27 protein-coding genes are annotated in these 23,391 nt (G+C 74.3%); 17 read left to right on the plus strand and 10 right to left on the minus strand.

The annotated features are described in order from the left end of the window. Positions 1 to 71: 71 nt before the first annotated feature. Genes BLS43_RS21780 through BLS43_RS21790 form a run of 3 tightly spaced genes read right to left on the minus strand, consistent with a single transcriptional unit; the run spans position 72 to position 3,270 of the window. The gene (locus tag BLS43_RS21780) at positions 72 to 533 is read right to left on the minus strand and encodes a VOC family protein (RefSeq protein ID WP_093088196.1); all 462 of its coding nucleotides are present in this window, start codon (positions 531 to 533) and stop codon (positions 72 to 74) included. Positions 534 to 563: 30 nt separating this feature from the next. After that, positions 564 to 2,363 (minus strand): sugar phosphate isomerase/epimerase and 4-hydroxyphenylpyruvate domain-containing protein, encoded by a 1,800-nt coding sequence (locus BLS43_RS21785; protein ID WP_093088198.1) that lies wholly within the window; start codon positions 2,361 to 2,363, stop codon positions 564 to 566. Beyond that, positions 2,353 to 3,270, minus strand: a complete 918-nt coding sequence (locus BLS43_RS21790) for a shikimate dehydrogenase (protein WP_093088201.1) — start codon at positions 3,268 to 3,270, stop codon at positions 2,353 to 2,355. Before BLS43_RS21790 ends, BLS43_RS21785 begins: the two co-directional genes overlap by 11 nt. 106 nt (positions 3,271 to 3,376) lie before the next feature. On the opposite strand from BLS43_RS21790, the gene BLS43_RS21795 reads away from it, so the two are divergent. The 3 genes from BLS43_RS21795 to BLS43_RS21805 all read left to right on the plus strand — a co-directional run bounded on the left by BLS43_RS21795 (position 3,377) and on the right by BLS43_RS21805 (position 6,228). Further along, the gene (locus tag BLS43_RS21795) at positions 3,377 to 4,039 is read left to right on the plus strand and encodes a TetR/AcrR family transcriptional regulator (RefSeq protein WP_093088204.1); all 663 of its coding nucleotides are present in this window, start codon (positions 3,377 to 3,379) and stop codon (positions 4,037 to 4,039) included. 114 nt (positions 4,040 to 4,153) lie between these two features. Further along, positions 4,154 to 5,476 (plus strand): MFS transporter, encoded by a 1,323-nt coding sequence (locus BLS43_RS21800; RefSeq protein ID WP_176921469.1) that lies wholly within the window; start codon positions 4,154 to 4,156, stop codon positions 5,474 to 5,476. Continuing rightward, a complete protein-coding gene (locus tag BLS43_RS21805) occupies positions 5,476 to 6,228 on the plus strand; it encodes an N-acyl homoserine lactonase family protein (protein ID WP_093088210.1) in 753 nt (250 codons plus the stop codon). The genes BLS43_RS21800 and BLS43_RS21805 overlap by 1 nt, the downstream gene beginning before the upstream one ends. A gap of 12 nt (positions 6,229 to 6,240) precedes the next feature. Here the strand turns inward: BLS43_RS21805 and BLS43_RS21810 are convergent, their stop codons facing one another. Beyond that, positions 6,241 to 6,768: a TetR family transcriptional regulator gene (locus BLS43_RS21810; RefSeq protein ID WP_093088366.1), complete on the minus strand. Its 528-nt coding sequence runs from the start codon at positions 6,766 to 6,768 to the stop codon at positions 6,241 to 6,243. Positions 6,769 to 6,812: 44 nt separating this feature from the next. Here BLS43_RS21810 and bioB point away from each other — a divergent pair, with 44 nt between their 5' ends. The 4 genes from bioB (at position 6,813) to bioD (ending at position 11,003) form a co-directional block, all read left to right on the plus strand. Then, positions 6,813 to 7,868, plus strand: coding sequence for a biotin synthase BioB (gene bioB, locus BLS43_RS21815; protein ID WP_093088213.1), 1,056 nt, complete (start codon positions 6,813 to 6,815; stop codon positions 7,866 to 7,868). Continuing rightward, positions 7,865 to 9,166 carry an adenosylmethionine--8-amino-7-oxononanoate transaminase gene (gene bioA, locus BLS43_RS30605; RefSeq protein WP_093088216.1) on the plus strand — a complete coding sequence of 434 codons (1,302 nt, stop codon included), beginning with the start codon at positions 7,865 to 7,867 and terminating at the stop codon, positions 9,164 to 9,166. The genes bioB and bioA overlap by 4 nt, the downstream gene beginning before the upstream one ends. Then, positions 9,163 to 10,287, plus strand: coding sequence for an aminotransferase class I/II-fold pyridoxal phosphate-dependent enzyme (locus BLS43_RS21825; protein WP_218129937.1), 1,125 nt, complete (start codon positions 9,163 to 9,165; stop codon positions 10,285 to 10,287). The genes bioA and BLS43_RS21825 overlap by 4 nt, the downstream gene beginning before the upstream one ends. A 71-nt stretch (positions 10,288 to 10,358) precedes the next feature. Continuing rightward, the gene (gene bioD, locus BLS43_RS21830) at positions 10,359 to 11,003 is read left to right on the plus strand and encodes a dethiobiotin synthase (protein WP_245707666.1); all 645 of its coding nucleotides are present in this window, start codon (positions 10,359 to 10,361) and stop codon (positions 11,001 to 11,003) included. A 57-nt stretch (positions 11,004 to 11,060) separates the two neighbouring features. Here the strand turns inward: bioD and BLS43_RS21835 are convergent, their stop codons facing one another. Together BLS43_RS21835 and BLS43_RS21840 are read right to left on the minus strand one after the other, a co-directional pair. After that, complete coding sequence (locus tag BLS43_RS21835) at positions 11,061 to 11,420, minus strand: Lsr2 dimerization domain-containing protein (protein WP_093088223.1); 360 nt, start codon at positions 11,418 to 11,420, stop codon at positions 11,061 to 11,063. A gap of 4 nt (positions 11,421 to 11,424) precedes the next feature. Then, entirely contained in the window at positions 11,425 to 11,940 is a 516-nt protein-coding gene (locus BLS43_RS21840; RefSeq protein WP_093088225.1) for a hypothetical protein, read from the minus strand. 186 nt (positions 11,941 to 12,126) lie between these two features. Between BLS43_RS21840 and BLS43_RS21845 the strand changes: the two genes are divergently transcribed. Next, entirely contained in the window at positions 12,127 to 12,585 is a 459-nt protein-coding gene (locus tag BLS43_RS21845; protein ID WP_093088227.1) for a PPOX class F420-dependent oxidoreductase, read from the plus strand. A 44-nt stretch (positions 12,586 to 12,629) separates the two neighbouring features. On the opposite strand, the gene BLS43_RS21850 is transcribed toward BLS43_RS21845, so the two are convergent. The 3 genes from BLS43_RS21850 to BLS43_RS21860 all read right to left on the minus strand — a co-directional run bounded on the left by BLS43_RS21850 (position 12,630) and on the right by BLS43_RS21860 (position 15,582). After that, entirely contained in the window at positions 12,630 to 13,556 is a 927-nt protein-coding gene (locus BLS43_RS21850; protein ID WP_176921471.1) for a beta/alpha barrel domain-containing protein, read from the minus strand. Beyond that, a complete protein-coding gene (locus tag BLS43_RS21855) occupies positions 13,553 to 14,722 on the minus strand; it encodes a CaiB/BaiF CoA transferase family protein (protein ID WP_093088230.1) in 1,170 nt (389 codons plus the stop codon). The genes BLS43_RS21850 and BLS43_RS21855 overlap by 4 nt, the downstream gene beginning before the upstream one ends. A 77-nt stretch (positions 14,723 to 14,799) precedes the next feature. Continuing rightward, positions 14,800 to 15,582, minus strand: coding sequence for an IclR family transcriptional regulator (locus tag BLS43_RS21860; RefSeq protein WP_093088232.1), 783 nt, complete (start codon positions 15,580 to 15,582; stop codon positions 14,800 to 14,802). A gap of 155 nt (positions 15,583 to 15,737) precedes the next feature. Here BLS43_RS21860 and BLS43_RS21865 point away from each other — a divergent pair, with 155 nt between their 5' ends. Beyond that, positions 15,738 to 16,883 carry a glucuronyl esterase domain-containing protein gene (locus BLS43_RS21865; protein WP_245707668.1) on the plus strand — a complete coding sequence of 382 codons (1,146 nt, stop codon included), beginning with the start codon at positions 15,738 to 15,740 and terminating at the stop codon, positions 16,881 to 16,883. On the opposite strand, the gene BLS43_RS21870 is transcribed toward BLS43_RS21865, so the two are convergent. Further along, complete coding sequence (locus BLS43_RS21870) at positions 16,870 to 18,042, minus strand: cytochrome P450 (RefSeq protein WP_245707670.1); 1,173 nt, start codon at positions 18,040 to 18,042, stop codon at positions 16,870 to 16,872. The two genes, BLS43_RS21865 and BLS43_RS21870, sit on opposite strands and share 14 nt — an antisense overlap. 126 nt (positions 18,043 to 18,168) lie before the next feature. Between BLS43_RS21870 and BLS43_RS21875 the strand changes: the two genes are divergently transcribed. The 8 genes from BLS43_RS21875 (at position 18,169) to BLS43_RS21910 (ending at position 23,348) form a co-directional block, all read left to right on the plus strand. Continuing rightward, positions 18,169 to 18,384, plus strand: coding sequence for a CbtB domain-containing protein (locus BLS43_RS21875; RefSeq protein WP_093088237.1), 216 nt, complete (start codon positions 18,169 to 18,171; stop codon positions 18,382 to 18,384). A gap of 11 nt (positions 18,385 to 18,395) precedes the next feature. After that, positions 18,396 to 19,124: a CbtA family protein gene (locus BLS43_RS21880; protein ID WP_093088240.1), complete on the plus strand. Its 729-nt coding sequence runs from the start codon at positions 18,396 to 18,398 to the stop codon at positions 19,122 to 19,124. Between the two features lie 21 nt (positions 19,125 to 19,145). Next, positions 19,146 to 20,042: a hypothetical protein gene (locus tag BLS43_RS21885; protein WP_093088242.1), complete on the plus strand. Its 897-nt coding sequence runs from the start codon at positions 19,146 to 19,148 to the stop codon at positions 20,040 to 20,042. Continuing rightward, positions 20,039 to 20,386 carry a cupredoxin domain-containing protein gene (locus tag BLS43_RS21890; RefSeq protein ID WP_093088245.1) on the plus strand — a complete coding sequence of 116 codons (348 nt, stop codon included), beginning with the start codon at positions 20,039 to 20,041 and terminating at the stop codon, positions 20,384 to 20,386. The genes BLS43_RS21885 and BLS43_RS21890 overlap by 4 nt, the downstream gene beginning before the upstream one ends. Then, positions 20,386 to 21,621, plus strand: coding sequence for a hypothetical protein (locus BLS43_RS21895; RefSeq protein WP_093088248.1), 1,236 nt, complete (start codon positions 20,386 to 20,388; stop codon positions 21,619 to 21,621). The genes BLS43_RS21890 and BLS43_RS21895 overlap by 1 nt, the downstream gene beginning before the upstream one ends. Before the next feature lie 90 nt (positions 21,622 to 21,711). Beyond that, on the plus strand, positions 21,712 to 22,068 hold the full coding sequence (locus BLS43_RS21900; RefSeq protein ID WP_143030160.1) for a hypothetical protein: 357 nt from the start codon (positions 21,712 to 21,714) through the stop codon (positions 22,066 to 22,068). 87 nt (positions 22,069 to 22,155) lie between these two features. Next, the gene (locus BLS43_RS21905; RefSeq protein WP_093088253.1) at positions 22,156 to 22,770 is read left to right on the plus strand and encodes a DsbA family protein; all 615 of its coding nucleotides are present in this window, start codon (positions 22,156 to 22,158) and stop codon (positions 22,768 to 22,770) included. After that, positions 22,767 to 23,348, plus strand: coding sequence for a vitamin K epoxide reductase family protein (locus BLS43_RS21910; RefSeq protein ID WP_093088255.1), 582 nt, complete (start codon positions 22,767 to 22,769; stop codon positions 23,346 to 23,348). The genes BLS43_RS21905 and BLS43_RS21910 overlap by 4 nt, the downstream gene beginning before the upstream one ends. The last annotated feature ends 43 nt before the right edge of the window (positions 23,349 to 23,391 follow it).

Here is a 23,391-nt window from a genome sequence, read left to right on the forward strand (position 1 = left end):
CTGCGGCGTCGCCGCTCGTGCGTGGTAAGTGGTGCTCTGGCACCACTTACCACGCACGGGCGCCGGAGGCGCTAGTCGAGGCAGAACTCGTTGCCCTCGGGGTCGGCGAGGACGATGTGGCCGCCGTCCAGGGGCGGGGCGGGCTCGACGCGGCGCAGGCGGGTGGCGCCGAGGGCCACCAGCCGCGCGCACTCGCCCTCCAGGGCCGCCATCCGCTCCTCGCCCTGCATCCCCGGCGCGGCACGGACGTCCAGGTGGAGGCGGTTCTTCACGGTCTTGTCCTCGGGCACCTGCTGGAAGAACAGCCGGGGGCCGCGGCCCTCCGGGTCCTCGGCCGCCGCGCGGGTGTTCCGCTGCTCCTCCGGCACGCCGATGCGGGCGAGGAACTCCTGCCAGACGGCGAGCGGGTCCGCGCCCGCCGGCAGCTCGACCCCCGGCGGTCCGGGGATGACGTAGCCCAACGCCTCGGCCCAGAAGCGGGCCACGGCCGCCGGGTCGTACGCGTCGACCGTCACCTGGATCTCACGACTCATGGCCGCATCATCCAAGACGGCACCGACAGTTCAGGTGCGCACGGCCGCCCGCGCCAGCCGACGACGGCGGTGGGCCGCCATCCGGACCGGGGCGTCGGTCCAGCCGAAGAGATCGTGGTCGCCGATCCGCTGCACCAGCGCCACGAACAGCCGCCCGCCCAGGACCTCGGTGCACACCTGCAGGTAGGCGCCCTCCGGCGTCTCCTCGCGCAGCACCCCGAACTCCCGGTACGCCGCGATCTCGGCGGCGGGCAGCTCCAGGCGGGCCGCCAGGTCGGCGTAGTAGTTGTCCGGGATGCCGAGCAGCGGGGCATCCGCCGCCCGCGCCGCGCGGGCCGCGGCGACGACGTCCTCCACGGCGAGGGCGACGTACTGGGGCTCCGACACGCCGGGCGCCCACTGCCCGCGGCGCAGCAGCGAGACGCTCAGCGCGAGCCGCACGTCCCGACCCGGGTCCGCCAGGGCGCGGCTGCGGACCAGCCCGAACGGCGCGGCGAACTCGGCCGAGGTCACGGGCTCCAGGCCGAGGACCGAGCGGTAGAACAGGGCGGCCTCGTCGAAGTGGTCGAACGGCTGGGCCAGTCCGACGTGGTCGATGCCGGTCACGCCGATCCCCGCGGCCCGCTCGCCGGTCGCCACGAAGTCCCCCGACCAGTCGTCCGGCGCGCCGGTGCGGCAGAAGAACAACGCCGTCCCGTCCGGGGCGGTCACGGCGGCCAGGTCGGCTTCGGCGGGCCCCCGCTCGCGGGGCAGCGCGGGAGCGGCCAGCCGCACCGCGCGCCGCGCCGACGCGGGCGGGTCCGCGGACTCGACGGCCACCGCGGCGATGGCGGTCTCCGCGCCGGACCGGTTGACCAGCACTCGGGCGCCGCCCTGCTCCCAGCGTTCCACCGGTTTGGTGCGGTGCACGCCGGTGCGCGCGAAGCCCAGGGCGGCCAGCACCCCGCCGGTCGACTCGTCGCCGGTCACCTCGACGAACGCGTGGCCGGCGAGCCGCGGCGGGGGCTCGGTCCCCCCGGTCGTCGCCTCGGCGAGGGTGAGCAGGGAGCGGTGGGCGTCCACGGCGGCCCGCTCGGGATCCGCCTGCCGGAAGACGTCGTTGAACACCTCCAGCGACCAGGGCCCGGCGTACCCGGCGGCGAGCACCGCCCGCATGAACGCGGGCAGGTCGAAGGCGCCCTGGCCGGGGAACAGCCGGTGGTGGCGGCTCCACTGCAGCACGTCCATCGACAGGTGCGGGGCGTCGGCGAGCTGGAGGAAGAACAGCTTCTCCCCCGGCACGTCCGCGATCGGTGCCGGGTCCGAGCCGCGGGACAGGATGTGGAAGCTGTCGAGGCACAGGCCCAGGGCCGGGTGGTCGGCGCGCCGGACGACCTCCCAGCTCGCGTCCCAGGTCGCGACGTGCGCGCCCCACGCCAGCGCCTCGTAGGCGATCCGCAGCCCGCGGTCGTGGGCCCGCTCGGCCACGGTGTGCAGCTGCTCGGCGAGGCGGTCCGGGTCCTCGACGGCGTCCGCGGCGACCGACGAGCACATCAGCACCGTGTCCGCCCCCAGCGCCTCCATGACGGCGAACTTGGCGTCCGCGCGGCGCAGGTTCGCCGCGAACCGCGCGGGATCGGTGGAGTCCAGGTCGCGGAACGGCTGGTAGAGGTCGACGGACAGGCCCAGGTCGGCGCAGCGCAGGCGCACCTGGCCGGGCGGCATCGGGGAGGCGACGAGGTCCGGTTCGAAGATCTCGACGCCGTCGAACCCGGCCGCCGCGGCGGCGACCAGCTTGTCGTCGAGCGCCCCGGAGAGACACACCGTGGCGAGGGACGTCCTAGGCGACACGGGACTCCTCCTGTCCGATGAGCTCGGCGAGGTGGCGCAGCATCCGGGCGGGGTCCGGCTCCCGGCCGGTGAACAGCCGGAACGCCGCGGCCGCCTGGTGCACGGCCATCCGCCCCCCGTCGAGGGTGCGACAGCCCGCGGCCCGGGCGGCGCGCAGCAGCGCGGTGTCCAGCGGCCGGTAGACGATCTCCGCGACCCACAGCTCGGGCCGCAGCAGCGCGGCGGGCAGCGGCAGCCCCGGGTGGTCGGCCATCCCGACGGGCGTGGCGTGCACCAGCCCGTCCGCCCCGTCGAGCGCCCGACCGAGCTCCCCCACCCCCGCGCCCACCACCCGCGAGTCCCCCGGTTCGTCCACGCGAGTCCCGCGGTCCGGACGCGCGAGTTCGGCGGATCGGGCGTTCAGCGCCGCCGCGAGCTCGGCCGCCCGCTCGGCGTCGACGTCGAGCACGGTCAGCGCGCCCACGCCGAGGGCGACCAACGCGTGCGCCGCCGCCGCGCCCGCACCGCCCGCGCCGAGCAGCACGACCCGGTCCAGCGGGGCCCCGGGCAGGCCGTCGACCAGCCCGTCCCGGAAGCCGGACCAGTCGGTGTTGTACCCGACCGCGCGCCCGTCCTCGAAGACCACGGTGTTCACGGCGCCGATGGCCGCGGCGTCCGGGGACAGCGCGTCCAGGTGCGGGATCACCCGCTGCTTGCAGGGGTGGGTGACGTTCACGCCGCGGTGCCCCGCCGCCCGGGCGCGCGCCAGCAGCTCCCCCGCGGCGTCCGCCTCGACGCCGAGGACGTCGAGGTCGAAGCGGGGGTAGTCGAGGGCGAACCCGAGCTCGCGCGCCTCGCGTTCGTGCAGGGCGGGCGAGAGGGACGGGCCGATGCCCGAGCCGATCAGGCCGGTGCGGACGACGTTCACGGCGCTCCTCGTCGAGACTGCGGACAAACCAACGATGTACTAGATGGTTACTTGTACCGGGTCGAGGGATCCTCGGCAAGAGCGGCGGGCGGATATCGTCGGGCCCGTGAGTGCCGAACCCGCAGACGTGCCGCCCGAGCGACAGCGCGACGCCGAACGGACCCGGGCGGAGATCCTCGCGATCGCCACCGAGGAGTTCGCCGACCGCGGGTACGCGGGCGCGCGGGTGGACGAGATCGCGGCGCGCACCCGCACCACGAAGCGGATGCTCTACTACTACTTCGGCAGCAAGCAGGGCCTCTACGTGGCCGTGCTCGAGGCGGCCTACGCCGGCATCCGCTCCCTGGAGTCCCAGCTCGACGTCGACCACCTCGACCCCGCCCGCGCCATGCGCGCCCTGGCGGAGCTGACCTTCGACCACCACGAGTCGCACCCGGCGTTCATCCGGCTGGTCGGCATCGAGAACATCCACCACGCCGAGCACCTGCGCACCTCGCCGATCCGCGAGGGGCTCGCCGCGCCCGCCGTCGACGTGCTGGGCGGGATCCTGGCGCGCGGCCAGGCCTGCGGCCTGTTCCGCACGGACGTCGACGCCCTGGACGTCCACATGCTGATCAGCGCGTTCTGCGTGTTCCGCACGGCCAACCGGCACACCTTCCAGGCCATCTTCGACCGCGACCTGCTGGACGCGGGCCGCCGGGACCACTACCGCCGAATGCTGGGCGACCTGGTGCTCGAGTACCTGACCGCGCTCGTGGGTCAGACCTAGGCCGTGTCTCGGGCTTGACACCGCCGCCTGCCTAACTCACTATCTGGTACGTAACCAGACGGTACATACGCCGTCGCCCGGTGCCTGCATCGACGCATCACCCAGGAGCCCCTCGTGTCCCAGCCCACGACCGCCCAACCGCGGAAGGCGGCGCTCGCCGCCTGGATCGGCAGCGCGCTCGAGTACTACGACTTCTTCATCTACGGCACCGCCGCGGCGCTGGTGTTCGGCCGGGTCTTCTTCCCCGGCTCCAGCGCGGCCACCGGGACGCTGCTCGCCCTGGCCACGTTCGGTGTCGGCTACATCGCCCGCCCGATCGGCGCCTTCGTGCTCGGCCACGTCGGCGACCGGTTCGGGCGCAAGCGCGTCCTCGTGCTGACCGTCCTGCTGATGGGCGTGTGCACGTTCCTGATCGGCTGCCTGCCCGCCTACTCCACGATCGGTGTCGCCGCACCGATCCTGCTGGTCACGCTGCGACTGCTCCAGGGCTTCTCCGCGGGCGGCGAGCAGGCGGGCGCGAACTCGATGACCCTCGAGCACGCGCCTGCGCACCGCCGCGCGTACTTCACCAGCTTCACCCTCAGCGGCACCCAGTTCGGCCAGATCCTGGCCACCGCGGTCTTCCTGCCGATCGCGACGCTGCCCGAGGAGGCCCTGCTGAGCTGGGGGTGGCGGGTCCCGTTCTGGGCGTCGTCCGTCGTCGTGGTGGTGGCGCTGCTGATCCGGCGCAGCCTCGACGAGACCCCGGTCTTCACCCGCGAGCAGCAGCAGAACGAGGTCGAGAAGCTCCCCCTCGCCGTCCTGTTCCGGGACCACTGGCGCTCCGTGCTGCGGGTGGTCGCCTGCGCCACGATCGCCACCGTGAGCACCGTCTTCTCGGTGTACGCGCTGTCCTACGCCGTGAACACCGAGGGCCTGTCCCGCACCGCGATGCTCTGGGTCGGCGTGCTGGCCAACGCCGTGGCGCTGGCCGCCCTCCCGTTCTTCGGCAACCTCGCCGACCGGGTCGGCCGCAAGCCGGTGTTCATCGCGGGCTCGCTCGGCTGCGCCGTGCTCATGTTCGGCTACCTGGCCTCCATCTCGACCGGCAACTACGTGCTGATCTTCGTGGTCGGCATCGTGATGTTCGGCTTCGTGCACAGCGCCACCGGTGGCGTCTGGCCCGCGTTCTACGGCGAGATGTTCCCCGCGCGGGTCCGGCTGTCCGGCACCGCGATCGGCACCCAGATCGGGTTCGCCGTCGCCGGTTTCGCCCCGTCCATCTCCGCGGCGCTGGCCGGTGAGGGCGGCGAGAACTGGGTCGCGGTGGCGATCTTCGTCGCCGCCGTCTGCCTGCTGAACGTGGTCGCCGTCGGGACCGGCAAGGACTACGTCCGCACGCCGACCGAGCAGCTCGGGCTGGAGCCGGTCCGGGCGAAGGCGGCCGTGGGCGCCTGATGTACACCGTCCACGCGATCCGGTACGCGACCCGCGAAGGCCTTCGGGGACAACACTTCCTGGGGTACGACGACACCTGGGCCGAGCCGCACCCCACCGCGTACTACGTCTGGCTCGCCGTCTCCGACACCCGCGCCGTCGTGCTCGACGCGGGGCTGGAGCCGGACCGGGCCCCCGCGGCGATCGCGTTCGACTGCACGCCGCACGAGGGGGTCGCGTCGCTGGGTGTCGACCCCGCGGACGTCGACACCCTCGTGCTGTCGCACCTGCACTACGACCACACCGGCGCGGCGGCGCGGTTCCCCGCCGCCCGCCGGGTGGTCCAGCGCGCCGAGCGCGACTACTGGACGGGCCCGGTGGCGAAGCGGATCACCCGCGAGCACTGGCTCCGCTCGGAGTCCGACCTCGCCACCGTGCTCGCCCCCGACCGCCTCGATCTCGTCGACGGCGAGGCGGAGATCGCGCCCGGCTTATCCGTCCACCTGGTCGGCGGGCACACCGCGGGGATGCAGCTCACCCGGGTGTGGACGGCGCGGGGCTGGGTCGTGCTGGCCTCGGACGCCATCCACTTCACCGAGAACCTGGAGCAGGACCGGCCCGGCCCGATCCTGCACTCCATGCCCGGCATCTACGCGGCCTACGACCGGATTCGCGAGCTCGCGGACTCTGCCGAGCTGATCGTCCCCGGCCACGACCCGCAGGTCATGGACCGGTTCCCGCGGGTGGGCCCGCACGCCGTCCGGATCGCCTGACCCGCCGCGCGCTCACAGGTCGACGCGGCGCCGCAGCCCGGCCAGCACCGCGTCGAGTCCGAAGAGGAAGGACTCCTCGACGTCGTCCGGCCCGTCGGCGAGGATCCCGGTCCGGACCAGCTCGGCCCGGTTCTGCTCCTCCGCGACCGCGCCGAGGACGTAGTGCGTCAGGGTGCGGGCGGCCCACACCGCCTCGCGGGGCGGCAGCGCGAACGCCGCGGGCAACGCCCGGATCGACGCCAGCCCCTCGGGCCGGAAGGCGAGGACGAACGAGACCACCTCGGCACCGTCCCGGACCCGGCGCAACGCGTCCCGCAGCTCCCGGGCGGCCTTGTGCGCGTCGTCGGTCGCGGAGCCCTGGCCGAGGATGCGGGCCGCGACCTCCGCGAGCAGCTCCTGCTTGTTCGCGACGTGGTAGTACAGCGCCCCCGGCCGCACGTCCAGTTCCTGCGCGACGCGCCGCATCGTGAGCCCGGCCAACCCCTGCCCGTCGAGCACGGCGTAGGCCGCGTCGACGATCAGCTCCCGGGTCAACGCCACGGACACATCTTGTCAGGCGGGGATCGGGCACCTACGTTTGAACGGTGTTCAAAACCTATGACGTGCTCGCCGAGCGAGTCCTCGACGGCGCAGTCCTCGACCGCGCGGAGGCCCTCGAGGTGCTGGCCACCCCGGACCACGAGGTCCTCGACCTCGTCGCCGCGGCGGGCCGGGTGCGCCGCGCGCACTTCGCCAACCTGGTCAAGGTCAACTACCTGGTGAACCTCAAGTCGGGACTCTGCCCGGAGGACTGCGGGTACTGCTCCCAGCGGCTGGGCTCCGACGCGGACGTCCTGAAGTACTCCTGGCTGTCCACGGCGGACGCGGTGCGCCAGGCCGGCGCGGGGATCGCGGGCGGTGCGTCCCGGGTCTGCCTGGTCTCCAGCGGGCGCGGGCCGGGCGACCGGGACGTCGAGCGGGTGGCCTCGATCGTCGGCGCGCTGCGGACCGAACACCCGGACGTCGAGGTCTGCGCCTGCCTGGGGCTGCTGCAGGACGGCCAGGCCGAGCGCCTGGCCGAGGCCGGGGTCGACGCCTACAACCACAACCTGAACACCGCCGAGTCGAACTACGACGCCATCTGCTCCACGCACACCTACGCCGACCGCGTCGACACCGTCGAGAAGGCGCGGGCGGCGGGGCTGTCCCCCTGCTCCGGGTTGATCGTCGGGATGGGCGAGACCGACGACCAACTGGTCGACGCCCTCTTCGCGTTGCGAGACATCGGCAGCGACTCGGTCCCGGTGAACTTCCTGATGCCGTTCGACGGCACCCCGCTGGCCGGGACCTGGGAGCTGGACCCCCTGCGCTGCCTGCGGATCCTCGCGCTCGCCCGACTGGTCTGCCCCGCGACCGAGGTCCGGATGGCAGGCGGGCGGGAGATGCACCTGCGGTCGCTGCAACCGCTCGCGCTGCACGTGGCGAACTCGCTGTTCCTCGGCGACTACCTCACCAGCGAGGGGCAGGCGGCGAAGGACGACCTGCAGATGATCGCGGACAACGGGTTCGCGGTGCTCGGCGCCGACACCGAGGGACGCGCGCCGGACCCGGTCGCGATCCGGCGCCGCGGCGCGGGCACCACCGACGCCCCGAACGCATGACCTCGCTGCTCGACCGCGACCGCGGCCTGCTCTGGCACCCCTACGCGGCGCTCGACGGGCCCGCGCCCTACGCGGTGCGCGGCGCCGCCGGCGTCCGGCTGGACCTGGAGGCGGCGGACGGGGCCCGGTTCGACGTGATCGACGCGATGAGCTCCTGGTGGTGCGCGGTCCACGGCTACCGCCACCCGGTGCTCGACGCCGCCGCGCACGCCCAGGTCGACCGGTTCAGCCACGTGATGTTCGGCGGCCTGACCCACGAGCCCGCGGTCCGGCTGGCCGAGGACCTGGCGGCGCGCACCGGTCTCCCCCACGTCTTCCTCGCCGATTCCGGCTCGGTGTCGGTCGAGGTGGCGCTGAAGCTGGCGGTGCAGGTCCAGGCGGCGCGCGGGCGGCCCGAGCGCAGGCGGTTCGTGGCGTTGCGTGGCGGCTACCACGGCGACACCACCGGGGCGATGGGCGTCTGCGACCCCGTCGACGGGATGCACGCGCTCTTCCCGGGCTTGGTGGGCACCCAGCTGTTCCTGCCGCGCCCGCCCGCCGCCGACACCGTCGACGGCGTGCTCACGCCGGAGTCGGACCCCCAGGTCGACGCCTGGATCGCCGGCGCGGAGGAGCTCGTGGCGGCGCACGCGGACACGGTGGCTGCCCTCGTCGTCGAGCCGGTGCTGCAGGGCGCGGGCGGGATGCACGTGTACCCGCCGCGATGCCTGACCGCCCTGCGGCGCATCGCGGACGCGCACGACATCCTGCTGATCGCGGACGAGATCGCCACCGGGTTCGGTCGGACCGGCGCCCCCTTCGCGGTCGACCACGCCGGCGTCGTGCCAGACGTGATGTGCGTGGGGAAGGCCCTGACCGGCGGCTACCTGACGCTGGCCGCGGTGCTCTGCACCAGTGCCGTCGCCGAGGCCGTCACCCGGTCCCCGCAACGCGCGCTCCTGCACGGCCCGACGTTCATGGGCAACCCCCTGGCCTGCGCCGTCGCGTCGGCCTCGCTGTCCCTGCTCGACGACGGCGCGACGGTCGCCCGGATCGGCAGGGAGCTGGCCGCGGCGCTGGGCCCGGCGACGGGACTGTCCGCGGTCAAGGAGGTCCGGGTGCTCGGCGCCGTCGGCGCGGTGCAGCTCAGCGGCCCGGTGGACGTGGGTGCGGTGACCCGGGCGGCCCTGCGGCGCGGGGTCTGGGTCCGCCCGTTCCGCGACCTGGTCTACACGATGCCGCCCTACGTCTCGTCCACGGCGGACGTCGCGGCGATCGGCGCCGCGATCACCGGCGCCGTCGAGGAGGTGCACGGATGAGCCTGGGTGTCTGGCTCGCGGAGGCGGCGCAGCGGCGGGAGCGGGCCGGGGTGGTGCGCGCGGACGACGTGCGGCGCAACCCGCAGTCCCGCCGCGGCCTGCTCGACCTCGCGTCGAACGACTACCTCGGCCTCGCCGACGACCCGCGCGTCCGCGACGCCGCGGCGGCGGCGCTGGACCGTTTCGGCACGGGCGCCCGCGCCTCCCGGGTCGTCACCGGAACCACGGCCGGGCACGCCGAGCTCGAGGCGGAGCTCGCCGACCTGACCGGGCAGCCCACCTGCCTGGCCTTCTCCAGCGGCTACACCGCGAACATCGGGCTGCTCACGGCGCTCGGCGACCCGGGCACCCTGATCGTCTCCGACGCCCACGCCCACGCCTCCCTGATCGACGGCGCCCGGCTCTCCCGGTCCCCGGTCGCGGTGTGCCCGCACGCCGATCTCGGCGCGCTGGAGCGGATCCTGCGGGAGCGGACCCGACCGCGGGCGATCGTGGTCGTCGAGTCGCTGTACTCGGTGCTGGGAGACGCCGCGGACCTCGCCGCCACCGCGGAGCTGTGCGCGTTCCACGACGCGCTGCTCGTCGTCGACGAGGCGCACGGCGTCGGCGTCGCCGGCCGGGGCCGGGGCGCGGTGCACGCGGCGGGCCTCGCCGGCGCCGAGCACGTGGTCGTGACCGCCACGCTGTCCAAGGCCCTCGGTGCCCAGGGCGGCGCCGTCCTGGGCTCCGCCGCCCTGCGGGAGCACCTCGTGAACACCGCGCGCACCTTCATCTTCGACACCGCCCTGGCGCCCGCGGCCGCGGCCGCCGCGGCGCAGGCGTGCCGGATCGTCCGCGCCGAGCCCGATCGCGTCGCCGCCCTGCACCGGGTGGCCCGCGCGGTCGCCGACGCCGCGGAGATCGACCACTCCCCCGGCGCGGTCCAGTCCCTCGAGGTCGGTGAGCCCGCGGCGGCCCTCGCCGCGGCCACCCGGCTCTTCGAGGACGGCGTGGTGGTGGGTTGCTTCCGACCCCCGAGCGTGCCCGACGGCGTGTCCCGCCTGCGCCTCGTCGCGCGGGCCACCCTCGACCCCGCACGCGCGGCAGCGGCGGCGCGCCGGGCCCGCACCCTCGCGGCATGACCGGCACTGCGTGCCCGTGCGCGGTAAGTGGTGCCAGAGCACCACTTACCACGCACGACCGCGGAGTGCTGGTGGTGACCGGGACCGACACCGGGGTCGGCAAGACGATCACGACCGCGGCCGTGGCCTCGGTGCTGCCGGACGCGGTGGTCTACAAGCCCGTGCAGGCGGGGACCGAGGACGGGCTGGGGGACGCGGACGTCGTCGCACGGCTCGCCGGCGTGCCCACGCACGAGGGGATCCGACTGCCGGACCCGATGGCGCCCGTGGCCGCGGCGAGGCGGGTTGGGGTCGCGCTCCCCCCGGTGCGGGAGCACGTCGAGTTCGTCGCGGCGCTAGCGGCGCAGCACGACCACGTCCTGGTCGAGGGGGCGGGCGGGCTGCTCGTCGAGCTCGACGACGAGGGACACACCCTCCGTGACCTGGCCCGGCTCCTCGGCGCACCGGTGATCGTCGTGTGCCGCAGCGGACTGGGTACCCTCAACCACACGGCGTTGACCCGCGAGGCCCTGCGCGGCCTCCCCGAGGCCGGACTGGTGATCGGATCCTGGCCAGACGCCCCCACCGAGATCGACGAGTCCAACCGGGCCCACCTCGAGCCCCTGCTGGGCGCCGTCCCGGCCGATGCGGCCCGCCTGGACACGGCCCGGTTCCGCGCAGCCGCCCCGACATGGCTGCCCGCCCTGCGCGCCCGAGCCACGTCCGCCGAGCGGTAGACCCGTCAGCGGTGGCCGGCCCGCAGGGGTCGCCTCCCGGCTGCCCGAACCGACCCGTCAGTCGAACTCCAGCTGCCCCTCCTGGGTCTCGGCCTTCCACTGGTCGACCAGGGTGCGCTTGAACCGGTTGTTCAGCGGCACCTCGATGCCCTTCGCCTCGGCCCACTCGCGGACCTGCTGGCGCTGCTCGACCGTGAGCGCCGTGCCGGAGGGCTGGGCCCGCCTGCGCGGCAGCTCCGGGACCGAGGCCTCGATGCGCCCGACGTCCAGGTACGGCCGCAGCAGGTCGAGCAGCTTGCCGTACTCCTTCTCGGCCAGGTCGATCTGGATCCGCATCTGGTCGACCTGGAGCTCGTGCGACTCGACGTCCTTCTCGGTACCGCTGATGTCGCAGTACCGGATCTCCCGTACGCCCACCTGGTCAGCCCCCCTGCTTCTTCTGGGCCTTCTTCTTCGCGTCCGCCTGGGCCTTCGCGATCGACTTGCGCAGCGCCGTGATGCTCTCGCCCGCCAGCGCCTTCGAGGCGACCGAGTCGCCGATCTGGCGCGGGGTCATGTGACCGCGCCCGGACGGCGCCAGGTACATCTCGCCCTTGGGCCCGGTCTGGTAGACCAGCCCCGAGGTGACCCGGGCGAACCGGGTCCGGCTACCCCGGCGGACGCCCTCCCACTTCTCCACCCGCACCGCGAGCTTGCAGCAGGTGCACTGGAGGCGCCGGATGAACAGCCCCTCCTCGTCGACCTCCGAGAAGTGGATGCCCGCCTGACGGATCGTCGGGAAGAGGTGCCTGCCGCGCTCACGGCACATGATCACCTCGTCGGAGACCCCGTCGACGTAGAGGTCGACGTCCTCCTCCGACGCCCGAATGTATCCCGCATCCTGCTGCTGCTCACCCTGGATCGACAGCCCTGCGCGACCCGGTGTGTCCTCTGCCAAGACCCCATGCTCCTCTCACTGTTCGACCGCACCCGCGATCCTATCGGTCGCTCGGGTCGTGTGACCGCCGATCAGATCACGACTCACCGACCGGCCGCGATCCCACCCGGTCACCGTCACATCCCGATCCCCCCTCGCGCGCCGTACCCTGGCCCCCGAATCGGACCGAGGGGAAGGAAACGACGCATGCCGAAGTTCGCCACCGCGGACCGCGTCGACCGGGACGCGCTGCTCGCGTTCCTGCGCCCGCGCCACCGCGCGGTGCTCATCACGACCCGGGCGGACGGGCGGCCGCAGTCCTCGCCGGTCACGTGCGGCGTCGACGCCGAGGGGCGGATCGTCGTGTCCACCTACCCGGGTCGGGCCAAGACCCGCAACGTGCGGCGGAACCCGCAGGTCGCGCTGTGCGTGCTCTCCGATGACTGGGACGGCCCCTACGTGCACGTCGACGGCACGGCCGAGGTGCTCGACATGCCCGAGGCGCTCGACGGGCTCGTGGACTACTACCGCGGCATCGCGGGCGAGCACCCGGACTGGGCGGAGTACCGGGAGGCGATGGCCCGTCAGGGCAAGTCGCTGATCCGGGTCACGCCGGACGACTGGGGCCCGGTCGCCACGGGCGGCTTCCCTCCCCCGCAGGACTGAGCGCCTCCGGCGCTCGTGAGTGGTGAGTGGTGCTCTGGCACCACTTACCGCGCACGGGCGCCGGAGGCGCGGGTCCAGGGGAAGGCGGGGGCGTTGGAGCCGACGCCCTGGGCGGTCCGGGAGCGGTTGGGCTCGCCGAGCTCGTCGAGCAGCGCGGCCGACAGGTCGGCCAGAGCGACCAGGCCCGCCGGGTCCAGCCAGTCCGGCCGCAGCGCGAACAGCAGGTCCTCGGTGGCGGTGTTGCCGCTGGCCCCGGGCGCGAACGGGCAGCCGCCGAGACCGCCGAGCGCGCCGTCCACCATGGACGCCCCCGCGGCGACGGCGGCGAGGGTGTTCGCCACACCCTGCCCCCAGGTGTCGTGGCCGTGGAAGACGATCCGCGCCTCCGGTCGGGCCGCGTGCACCCGCTCCACGAGCGCGGCCACCTCGCCCGGCGCGGCCTGCCCGAGCGTGTCCGCCAGCACCACGTCCGCCGCCCCCTCGGTCCGGGGGTCCTCGACGATCCGCAGGACGCGGTCCGGGTCCACCGGACCGTCGAACGGACAGGTGAACGTGGTGGCCAGGCAGAGCTGGATGCGCCCGCCCGCACCGAGCGCGGTCTCGACCGCCGCAGGCATGGCGGCGAGGCTCGCCTCGGTGTCGCGGCCGATGTTGGCCCGGTTGTGGGCGTCGGACACCGAGAGGCAGTACTGGACGTTCCGGGCCCCCGCCGCGACGGCGCGGGCGACGTGGCGCGGGGTCGCGACCCACAGCCAGCAGCGGTCGAGCTCCGCCGGCGTCAGCGCGGCGACCACGTCGAGGGTGTCGGCCAGCGGGGGCACCAGGTCGGGGCGGGCGAGCGAGCCGATCTCCAGGCTGGGCACCCCCAGGTCGAGCAGCTCCCGGACGATCTCGACCTTGCGCCCGGTGGGCAGCGCCCGGCCGGTGAGCTGCAGCCCGTCCCGCAGGGTGACGTCGCGCAGGGCGATCATCGCAGGCCGCCCAGGACCTCGTCGGTGTGCTCGCCGAGATCGGGTCCCAGCGAGCGGATCGGGACGGTGCCGTCGCCCAGCACCGGGACGACGCCGGTGAAGCCGACCCGCTTCGGCGCCTCGCCGCCGGTGTCCACCTCGAAGTACTGGATCATGTCGCGCGCGCGGTACTGCGGGTCCGCGCAGATGTCCGGGGCGGTGTAGATCGGCCCGGCGGGCACCTCCGCGGCCTCCAGCCGGGCGAGCACCTCGGCTCGGGGCAGCGAGGCGGTCCAGGCGCCGATCGCCTCGTCGAGCTCGTCCCGGCGCCGCCACCGCCCGGCGTTCGACGCGAGATCGGGGTCCTCGGCCAGGTCCGGCCTGCCCGCGGTCTTCATCAGTCGTGTGTAGATGCCGTCGCCGTTGCCGGCGATGACCACCGAGTCCCCGCCCGCGCACGGGTAGGCGTTGGAGGGCGCGATGCCCTCCATCCGGCCGCCGACCCGCGTGCGTTCCACCCCGTAGGCGAGGTGGTCGGGCACGAGGGACTCCATCATGGACAGCACGGCCTCGTTCAGCGCCACGTCGATGGTGCGCCTGCCCAGCGGCGGCCGCTCGCGCGTCTCGCGCTGGAACAGCGCCATGACCGCGCCGAAGGCCGCGTAGAGCCCCGCGATGGAGTCCCCGATGGACACCCCGGTGCGCGACGGCGGCCGGTCCGGCTCCCCCACCAGGTCCCGCAGGCCACCCATCGCCTCGGCGACCGCGGCGAACCCGGGCCGCCCGGCGAGCGGGCCGGTCTGCCCGAAGGCGGAGATGCGGACGACGACGACGTCCGGGTTCGCGGCGTCGAGCTCGGCCGGGCCGAGGCCCCACTTCTCCAGCGTCCCGGGTCGGAAGTTCTCCAGCACGATGTCGGCCTGTGCGACGAGCGCGAGCACCGCCTCGCGCCCCGCCGGGTCCCGCAGGTCCAGCACCACGGACTTCTTGTTGCGGTTGACCGTGCGGTAGAGCATCGACGTCTCGCCCGCGTAGAGCCGCCAGTTCCGCAGCTCGTCCCCGGTGCGCGGGCGCTCGATCTTGATCACCTCGGCGCCGAAGTCGGCGAGCAGCCGACCGGCGGTGGGCGCGGCGATGTAGTTGCCGAGCTCGACCACCCGGACTCCCTCGAGGGGCAGGGCTGTCATCGGACCTCCTGGACGGCGAGTGTCACCTGCTGTGTGAGCAGATACCCACCATACGGGTCAACCGCCGTCCGTGCGGCTCATCGGGGGTGCCGACCGCCGAGGGTGCGCACGAGCTGCTCGGCGTGCGCGACGACCGTGTCCACCCACCCCTCGCACCGTTCCCGAGGCATCCGCAGCCGAGGCCCGACGACGCCGAGCGCCCCCACCAGCTCCGCCCCCGAGTCGAACACGGGGGCGGCCAGCCCGGACGCGCCGTCCTCCCGCTCGCCGACCGTCACCGAGACCCCGTCCCGCCGGGCCCGGGCGACGGCGAGGCGCAGCGCGTCCGGATCGGTGATCGTCTCGTCGGTCAGGGTCTCGAGGGGTTCGGCCAGCACGCGGTCGAGCAGGTCGGGGCGCCAGGCCAGGATCACCCGGCCCGCCGAGCCGACGTGCAGGGGCATCACCTTCCCCACGTACATCTCCCGGCGCAGGGCGTGCGTGGTCTCGGCGAGCGCGACGCAGACCCGGCTGCCCTGCTCGGCCCGGAAGAAGCACGCCGTCTCCCCGGTCTCGTCCCGCAGCGACCGGACGACCGGCGCGACGAGCTCCAGCACGTCCACGCCCTGGGTCGCGGGCGCGGCCCAGTAGGCCATCCGCACGCCGATCCGGATGCCGTCCCCGGCCCGGTCCAGCAGGCCCTCCGCCACCATGTTCGCCACCAGGCGTTGGACGGTCGAGGTGGGGATGCCGGTCGCCTTCTGGATCTCGCCGAGGGTCAGCACCGGCCGGGCGAGGGTGAACGCGTCGAGGATCTCGGTGATCTTGCCCAGGACCAGCAGCCGGTGCCGCGAGCCGGTCGGGGCGTCCTCGACGCTCATGAGCCGACCTTAGCGATCGCAGGACGCCACACCTGCTCACCCGGTCGGGGTCCTCCGATGGGCCGACGGTGGTTGCAGGCACGTCCTCCTGCCGTAGGTTCCGCAGTGTGGGTGTCCCGAGCCGCGTCGACCGACTGCACACCGTGACCAGATGCGTGACGGCGCTGTTGGTGGTGGGCGGGGTCTGGGCGGCCGCGGCGGAGCCGCCCACGGCGGTCGCCCCCGTGGCGGTGACGATCGACGGCATCGAGTACCCGGACCCCCTGGAGCTCGACGACGGGGCGCCGGTCACGGACGTCGGAACGTGGGAGCAGCGGAGACGGCCGGAGATCCTGGCGGCGTTCCGGGAGCACGTCTACGGGGAGAGCCTCCCGCAGCCGACGGCGCAGACCTTCGCCGTCACCGAGCAGGGCAGGCACAAGACGGTGACCATCGGGATCACCGGCCCCGAGGGCACCGGGTCGTTCGAGGCGGACCTCACCCTGCCGGAGGGCAGGCCCCGCGGCACGTTCCTGATGATCGACCACCGCGGCAGCGACCCGCGCGCGTCCTCCGACTACCTCCCCACCGAGGCGATCACCAAGGCCGGCTACGCGCTCGCCCACTTCGACGCGAACGCCGTCGCCCCCGACGGCGCGGACTACCGCAAGGCCGTGATCGACCTGTTCCATCCGGCCGACCGGGACCTCCCCGACAACGCCGGACGCGCCGTCAGCGCCTGGGCGTGGGGCGCGAGCCGGGTGCTGGACTACCTGGAGACCGATCCGGACGTCGACGCGACGAAGGTCGCCGTGATCGGCCACTCCCGCAGCGGCAAGGCGGCGCTCTGGGCCGGGGCGCAGGACACCCGGTTCGCCGCGGCGATCACCAACGACTCGGGCTCGACCGGCACCAAGCTCGCCCGGCGGGACAGCGGGGAGTCCATCGCGCGGATCACCGAGTCCTTCCCGCACTGGTTCGCCCAGAACTACCGCGCCTTCGCCGGGGACCCCGCGTCCCTGCCCCTCGACCAGCACCAGCTGCTCGCTCTGCTCGCGCCGCGGACGGTGCTCGTCGGGAGCGCGTCGGAGGACGCGAACGCCGACCCCCAGGGCGAGTTCCTGTCCTACCGGGCCGCCGCCCCGGTCTTCGCGCTCTACGGGCTCGGCGACACCGGCCTGCCCTCGGACGCCTGGCCGCCGGCCACGGACACCGCCTTCCGCGGACCGGCGATGGGCTATCACCTGCGCTCCGGCGAGCACGGCCTGACCGCGGCCGACTGGGACGTCTATCTGAACGCCGGGCTGTTCACCCGGCCGTGACCTGCACCTCCAGGTGCTCGAAGCCGCGCAGGCCGTTGTTGAGCAGCGGCCGGGCGGCCAGCACGTCGAAGCGCTCGACCCGGTCCGCCAGCCGCTGCAGCAGGGCCGACATCTCCAGCCGGGCCAGGTTCATCCCGATGCACACGTGCTCACCCCGCCCGAAGGCCAGCTGGTCCGACGGCCGCCGCGTGATGTCGAAGCGCGCGGGATCGGGGTACTTCCGCGGGTCCCGGTTGGCGGCGCCGTAGAGCAGCGCCACGCGGGTGCCCGCGGCGAGCGGCACACCGTCGACCTCGTGGTCCTCGGTGAGCACCCGGCTGAACTGCGGCACCGGCGACTCCACCCGCAGCGACTCGTTGATCGCGTGCGGGACCAGGCTGCGATCCTCCCGCAGCAGCGTCCACTGCTCGGGGTGGGCGGCGAACAGCGCGATCATGTTCGTGATCGCGAGGATCGTGGTGTCCAGGCTCGGGGTGACGTAGTCGAGCATCATCACCGGGCACTTCTCCCGCGGCAGCTCGCCGCGGTCGGCGGCCTGGTAGAGCTGGTCGGCCCAGCCGTCCGGGACGATCCGCCCGGGCACCGCCTCCTCGGCGGCGAAGCCGAGGAACTCCTCGACCAGCGGCGTGGCGGCGGTGAACCGCTCGTTGACCGGGCCCTGGACGTCCCAGATGGCCGCGGCCCACTGGAGCATCTTGCCGCGGTGGGCCTCCCCCAACCCGACCAGGTCCGACACGATCGTCATGGGCAGGTGCTCGGCGAGGTCGGTGGCCGCGTCGAACCGGCCGCGGTCCACGAGCGCGCCGACGATCTCGTCCGCCGCAGCCTCGACCCGGGGCGCGATGTCCCGCATCAGCTCCGGGCGCAGCGGGCGCCCCAGCACCGAGCGCAGGAGGCTGTGCTCGGGCGGGTCGCTGCACAGCGTGATGCCCTCGAGCTGCGCGTTCGTCTGCGGGTCGACGAACACGCTGCGGGCCGACGAGAAGGTCCGCCAGTCCATCAACGCGGCCCGGACGTCCTCGTAGCGGGTCAGGGCGTACAGGTCGGTCCGGGTGAGGTGCACGACCGGGCCGGCCTCGCGCAGCCGGTCGTAGATCGGGTACGGGTCGAGCCGGGCCTCGTCGGAGAAGAGGTCCGCCTCGTCGCTCGGGATCGTCACGAGGGCTCCTCGAAGGATGTGAGCACGGGGGTACCGGACTGTAGCCCGGCGCACCATTGACAACCACGACATGTCATCGGATGCTGACGCTTGCACATCCGTTCATAGGACTCGTTGGAGGTCGTGATGGCTCAGGGCGCAACGCTGCCGAGCTCGTCGGTGTCGCTGGGCGTCGTCCCGCTGCGCGAGCTCGCCCCGTGGGCGGTCTTCGCGGGCGTGATCCTGCTGGCGCTGCTCTACCTCGTCGGCATGGACCAGGGGGCGACCTCGGTGTTCTCCGGCGAGATGATCCACGAGTTCGTCCACGACGGCCGGCACCTGCTCGGCTTCCCCTGCCACTAGGACCACGGTCGATGGTGAGGACACTGCTGGTCCGCGGCATGCTCGCGGGCCTGGCGGCAGCCGTGTGCGCGTGGGTGTTCGCCTACCTCGTGGGTGAGCCCGCGCTCGACGGCGGGATCGCCTACGAGGACATGCTCGCCGCGGCGTCCGGCGAGGCGGGCGGCGAGCCGATGGTCGGCCGCGACGTGCAGAGCACGGTCGGGCTGCTGGTCGCGCTGCTCATCTACGGGGTGGCGATCGGCGGCATCTTCGCCCTGGTGTTCGCCGGGGTGTACGGCCGGATCGGGCGGCTGTCGGCCCGGGCGACCTCGGCCGTGCTCGCGCTCGTCGGGTACGTGGTCGTGGTGCTGGTGCCGTTCCTGAAGTACCCGTCGAACCCGCCCGCCTCCAGCGCGGACGACACGATCGGCCTGCGGACCGGCACGTTCGTCCTCATGCTCGCGTTGTCGATCGCGGTCGCGGTGGCGGCCGTCGCCGTGGGCAGGCGGCTGGTCGCCCGATTCGGGGCGTGGAACGGTGTGCTGCTCGCCGTGCTCGGCTACCTCGTGGTGATCGGCGTGATCGGGGCCCTGCTGCCCACCGTCGCCGAGACCCCGGCGGACTTCCCGGCCGTCGTCCTGTACGACTTCCGGCTGTCCACCCTGGGTCTGCACGTCGTGCTGTGGGCGGGGCTCGGGCTGCTGTTCGGGGCCCTGGTCGACCGCCGTTCGTCGCGGCGGGCCGCCGAGCTCGCCGGCTGAGCGCGGGCCGAGACTCCGCCCATGCCGAGGTTCGCGCTGCTCGCCGTGCTCACCGCCCTGCTGGCGGTGGTCACGGCGGGCACGGCGACCGCCCACGGGTCCGGCCTGGCGTCCGAGCCCCATCTCCCGCGGGTGCTGGGGCTCGATCCGCCGGTGCCGGGGCTGGTCGTGCGGGTGGTCGAGGGTGGCGCCCGGCTCGCGCTGGTCAACGACACCGCCGCCACCGTGGAGGTCGTGCCGGTCGCGGACCGCGGCGAGGAACCCGTCGTCCCGCCCGGGGGTTCGGCCCACTGGGCGGACCCGCGGGTGGCCACGTCCCCGAGCGGCGGCCCCGTCGCGTGGACGATCCCCCTGTCGGTCGACGGCGAGCCGGTCGCCCTGCGCGGCGAGACGATCTGGCCGCCCGCCCCCGCGACCGCCGGATGGTGGGGGCTGACCGCGGCCCTCGCGGTCGGCGCCGCGCTGCTCGGCGCCCGCGCGGTCCGACGGCGCTGGGCGGAGCTCGCCGTCGCCGGGCTCGGCCTCCTGGCCGTGGCCGCCCATCTCGTGCACGTCCTCGGCTCGGCGGGCGTGCCCGTGGACCTGCCCTACTGGCCCACCGTGTTCGGCACCGCCGGCATCGGGATCGGGGCCTGGGCGGCGGCGGTCGCGGGCGCGGCGCTGACCGTGGCGGGCACCCGCTGGGGCACCCTGCTGACCGGGATCGGCGGCACGGTGCTCGCCCTGCTCACCGTGTCGGACACCGACAGCTTCGCCGACGCCGTCCTGCCCTACGCCTGGGACCCGACGCTGGACCGGATCGCCACCGCCGGCACGGTCGGCCTCGGCGTCGGGCTGCTGCTCACCGGGTTCGCCGCGCTGCGCGCCATGACCCCGGACACGCTCCCCGACCAGGCCGTTCCCGAGGAGGCCCGATGACCGCCCGCCCGGCGGCCCTGTTCCTGTTCCTGGCGGTCCTGCTGACCGCGTGCGGCGCGCCGCAGGCCCCGCCCACAGGCGGCGTCCAGACCGTGCGGATCGCCTACGCGGGCGGGCAGGTCACCGGGGACACCGGCACCGTACCCGTCACCCTCGGGTCGCAGGTCCACCTGGAGATCGCCAGCGACACCGCCGAGGAGGCCCACCTGCACGGGTACGACAAGGCCGTGCAGGTGCCCGCGGGCGGCACCGCGACGATCGACTTCACCGCGGACGTCCCCGGCGAGTTCGAGCTCGAGCTCCACCACTCCGGGGAGCCGCTCGCCACCCTGCAAGTCCGCTGATGCCCCTGGCGCACGGCGTCGGCACCCGCGGCGACCTCCCGGTCCCCGTCGAGTACGCCGCGCTCGCCGCGGGCCTCGTCCTGGTCCTGACGTTCGTGCTGCTCGGCGTGCTCTGGCGGACGCCGCGGCTGCGCGGCGCGGCCGCGGGCAGGCCGCTGCCCGAGCCGCCGCGGCTGCTCGGCCCGATCCTGCGCGCGGTCGCGACCGTGCTCGCCGTCGCGGTGGTCGTCGTGGGGTTCACGGGTCCGCCGGAGACGCCGGACAACCTCGCGCCCTGGACCCTCTACGTGGTGTTCTGGGTGGGACTGGTCCCCGCCTCCCTGTTGCTGGGGCCGGTCTGGCGGGTGCTGAACCCGCTGCGCGCCCTGCACCTCCTGCTCGCCCGGGTCCTGCGGATCGACCCCGCGGGCCGGGGTGTGCCCGCCCGGGTCGGGCTGTGGCCCGCGGCGGGGGTACTGGGCGTGTTCGGCTGGCTGGAGCTCGCCGCGCCCGAACCCGCCGACCCACGGCTCGTCGCGGCCTGCCTGACCGGCTACGCCGTCATCCAGGTGTGCGCGGCGCTGGTGCTCGGCCGGGACTGGTTCGCCCACGGAGACGGGTTCGAGGTCTGGTCCACCCTGCTCGGCGCACTCGCCCCGCTCGGCAGACGGGGCGACGGCCGGCTCGTGCTGCGCAACCCGCTCGACGGGCTGGAGACCGTCCGCCCCCGGCCCGGGCTCACCGCCGTCGTGCTGGTGCTGCTCGGCACCACCGCGTTCGACGGCCTGTCCCGCTCGGAGCTCTGGCCGCTGCGCGGCACGCTGTGGGCCACGGTCGGGCTGGTCGGCGCCACGGCGCTGGTCACGGCGTTGTGGCTGCTCGGCACCCGACGCCCGGACCCCGTCCGCGGTGAGGACCGCGCCCCGCTCCCCCGCGCCTTCGCGCACACCCTCGTCCCGATCGCGGCGGGCTACGCGATCGCGCACTACTTCTCGCTGCTCGTCTTCGACGGGCAGCAGGTCGTCGTGCTGCTCGGGTGGCGGGAGGCCGTCGACTACACCGTCGTCGGGGTGGGGGCGATCGCCGCCGTGCAGCTCGGCGCGATCGTCCTCGGGCACGTGGCGGCGGCGGTCGCGGCCCACGAGCGGGCCGTGCGGCTGTTCCCGTCCGCCGTCGCGCTGCGGATCCAGTACCCGATCCTGGCGTCCATGGTGATCCTCACCTGTGTCGCGGTCGCGCTCGTCCTGGCGCCCTGACGGCGTCGCGGCTCCGCCGCCCGTGAGTGGGAAGTGGTGCTGGAGCACCACTTACCACTCACGGGCGGCGGGGTCGGTAGCCTCCCGTCCGTGACCGGTGGGCGAGCGCTGCGAGGGCTCCTCACCGTGCTCCTCGTCGGTGTGGCCCTCGTGCTGCAGTGCACGCCCGCCACTCCCATAGTGGTGCCGGTCGCCGCCGTCGCGTACCCGAACGACCCGACCCCCGCGCCGCCCGCCTGCCCGGACACCCACCCGCGGCACGACGGCCTCGCCACCCCGGTGCTCCGCGTCGCCGCGGCGACCGATCTCACCCCGTCCCCGGTGCCGGACGCCCGCGCCGTCTCGTGCGGTACGCCCACCGGACCCCGCGCCCCGGTCTCGTCGAGCCCGCCGGACGCTCCCGGCGGCGCCGTGCTCTGTACGGAGATCTGCGTCAGCAGGCGCTGATCGGCCCGCCGACCCACGACGTGGGTCGGTCCGGCCGTCCCCCACCCGCACCGTCGTGCGGGTCCGCGCCCTGAGAACGGATGTCCCGTGTCCCTGAACGTCAAGATCCTCGCCGCCGCCCTCGGCGCCGCGCTCGTCGCCGTGCTGGTCGTCGTGCTCGTCCCCTGGGGCGGCTCGACGGCCGCCCACCGGGCGGACAGCCACCGCCTCTCACCCGGCACCGAGGCCACCTTCGTCGAGTTCCTCGACTTCGAGTGCTCGGCCTGCGCGGCGGTCCACCCCGCCCTCGACCAGCTGCGCGCCGAGTACGGCGACCGCATCGGGTTCGTCGTGCGCTACTTCCCGATCGACTCCCACCAGCACGCCGAGCCCGCAGCCCGCGCCGTCGAGGCCGCCGCGCAGCAAGGCGCGTTCGCGCCGATGGCCCAGCGGATGGTCGAGACCCGGGGCGAGTGGGGCGGCCGCCCGGAGCCGATGGACGAGCGCTTCCGCGGGTACGCCGCCGACCTGGGCCTCGACCTGGCCGAGTACGACCGCGTCTACGCCGCACCGGCGACGCTGGACCGCATCCGCTCCGACCGCGCGGACGGAGAGACGCTGGGCGTGCGCGGCACCCCGAGCTTCTTCCTCGACGGCGAACGCCTCCGACCGCAGACCGTCGGCGACCTGGTCGACGCCTTCGACGCGGTCCTCGCCCGATGACCGCCGCCGAGGAGCGGGAGCCGTTCCCCCGCGGCCTGCCCTGGTTGCTGCTGGTCGGCGGCGGGATCGGCCTGCTCGCCGCGTTCGTCCTCACGGTCGAGCGGTTCGCCCTCGCCGAGGACTCCGCCTACATCCCCACCTGCAGCGTCAATCCCGTCCTGAGCTGCGGTTCGGTCATGACGACGGCCCAGGCGGCCGTCTTCGGGTTCCCCAACCCGCTGCTCGGCATCGCCGGATTCGCGGTCGTCGCGGCCACCGGCGCCGCCCTGCTCGCCGGCGGGCGGCTCGCCGGGTGGTACTGGGCGGGGCTGCAGCTCGGCGCCACCGCGGGCGCGGTGTTCGTGCACTGGCTGATCGGCCAGAGCCTCTACCGGATCGGCGCCCTGTGCCCGTACTGCATGATCGTGTGGGCGGTCACGGTACCGATCTTCTGGTACGTGACGCTGCGAAACCTCGACCGGCGGTGGCCCAGACACCCGGCCGTCGCGGCGCTGGTGCGGCTGCACTCGGTCCCACTCGCCCTGTGGTTCGCGGTGCTCGTGGCGCTCGTCCTGCTCCGGTTCGGGCCGGAACTGTGACGGCCCCGGCTTCGACCGACCGTAGAATGTCGGATATGTTCGT

The sequence above is a fragment of the Pseudonocardia oroxyli genome (genome assembly GCF_900102195.1).
GTDB classification, from domain to species: Bacteria; Actinomycetota; Actinomycetes; order Mycobacteriales; family Pseudonocardiaceae; genus Pseudonocardia; species Pseudonocardia oroxyli.

Coding starts and splice junctions, on each gene's coding strand:
- BLS43_RS21780 (WP_093088196.1), bottom strand. CDS start 533: ATGAGTCGTGAGATCCAGGTGACGGTCGACGCGTACGACCCGGCGGCC.
- BLS43_RS21805 (WP_093088210.1), top strand. CDS start 5,476: ATGTACACCGTCCACGCGATCCGGTACGCGACCCGCGAAGGCCTTCGG.
- bioA (WP_093088216.1), top strand. CDS start 7,865: ATGACCTCGCTGCTCGACCGCGACCGCGGCCTGCTCTGGCACCCCTAC.
- BLS43_RS21825 (WP_218129937.1), top strand. CDS start 9,163: ATGAGCCTGGGTGTCTGGCTCGCGGAGGCGGCGCAGCGGCGGGAGCGG.
- BLS43_RS21845 (WP_093088227.1), top strand. CDS start 12,127: ATGCCGAAGTTCGCCACCGCGGACCGCGTCGACCGGGACGCGCTGCTC.
- BLS43_RS21850 (WP_176921471.1), bottom strand. CDS start 13,556: ATGATCGCCCTGCGCGACGTCACCCTGCGGGACGGGCTGCAGCTCACC.
- BLS43_RS21855 (WP_093088230.1), bottom strand. CDS start 14,722: ATGACAGCCCTGCCCCTCGAGGGAGTCCGGGTGGTCGAGCTCGGCAAC.
- BLS43_RS21860 (WP_093088232.1), bottom strand. CDS start 15,582: ATGAGCGTCGAGGACGCCCCGACCGGCTCGCGGCACCGGCTGCTGGTC.
- BLS43_RS21875 (WP_093088237.1), top strand. CDS start 18,169: ATGGCTCAGGGCGCAACGCTGCCGAGCTCGTCGGTGTCGCTGGGCGTC.
- BLS43_RS21880 (WP_093088240.1), top strand. CDS start 18,396: ATGGTGAGGACACTGCTGGTCCGCGGCATGCTCGCGGGCCTGGCGGCA.
- BLS43_RS21885 (WP_093088242.1), top strand. CDS start 19,146: ATGCCGAGGTTCGCGCTGCTCGCCGTGCTCACCGCCCTGCTGGCGGTG.
- BLS43_RS21890 (WP_093088245.1), top strand. CDS start 20,039: ATGACCGCCCGCCCGGCGGCCCTGTTCCTGTTCCTGGCGGTCCTGCTG.
- BLS43_RS21895 (WP_093088248.1), top strand. CDS start 20,386: ATGCCCCTGGCGCACGGCGTCGGCACCCGCGGCGACCTCCCGGTCCCC.
- BLS43_RS21910 (WP_093088255.1), top strand. CDS start 22,767: ATGACCGCCGCCGAGGAGCGGGAGCCGTTCCCCCGCGGCCTGCCCTGG.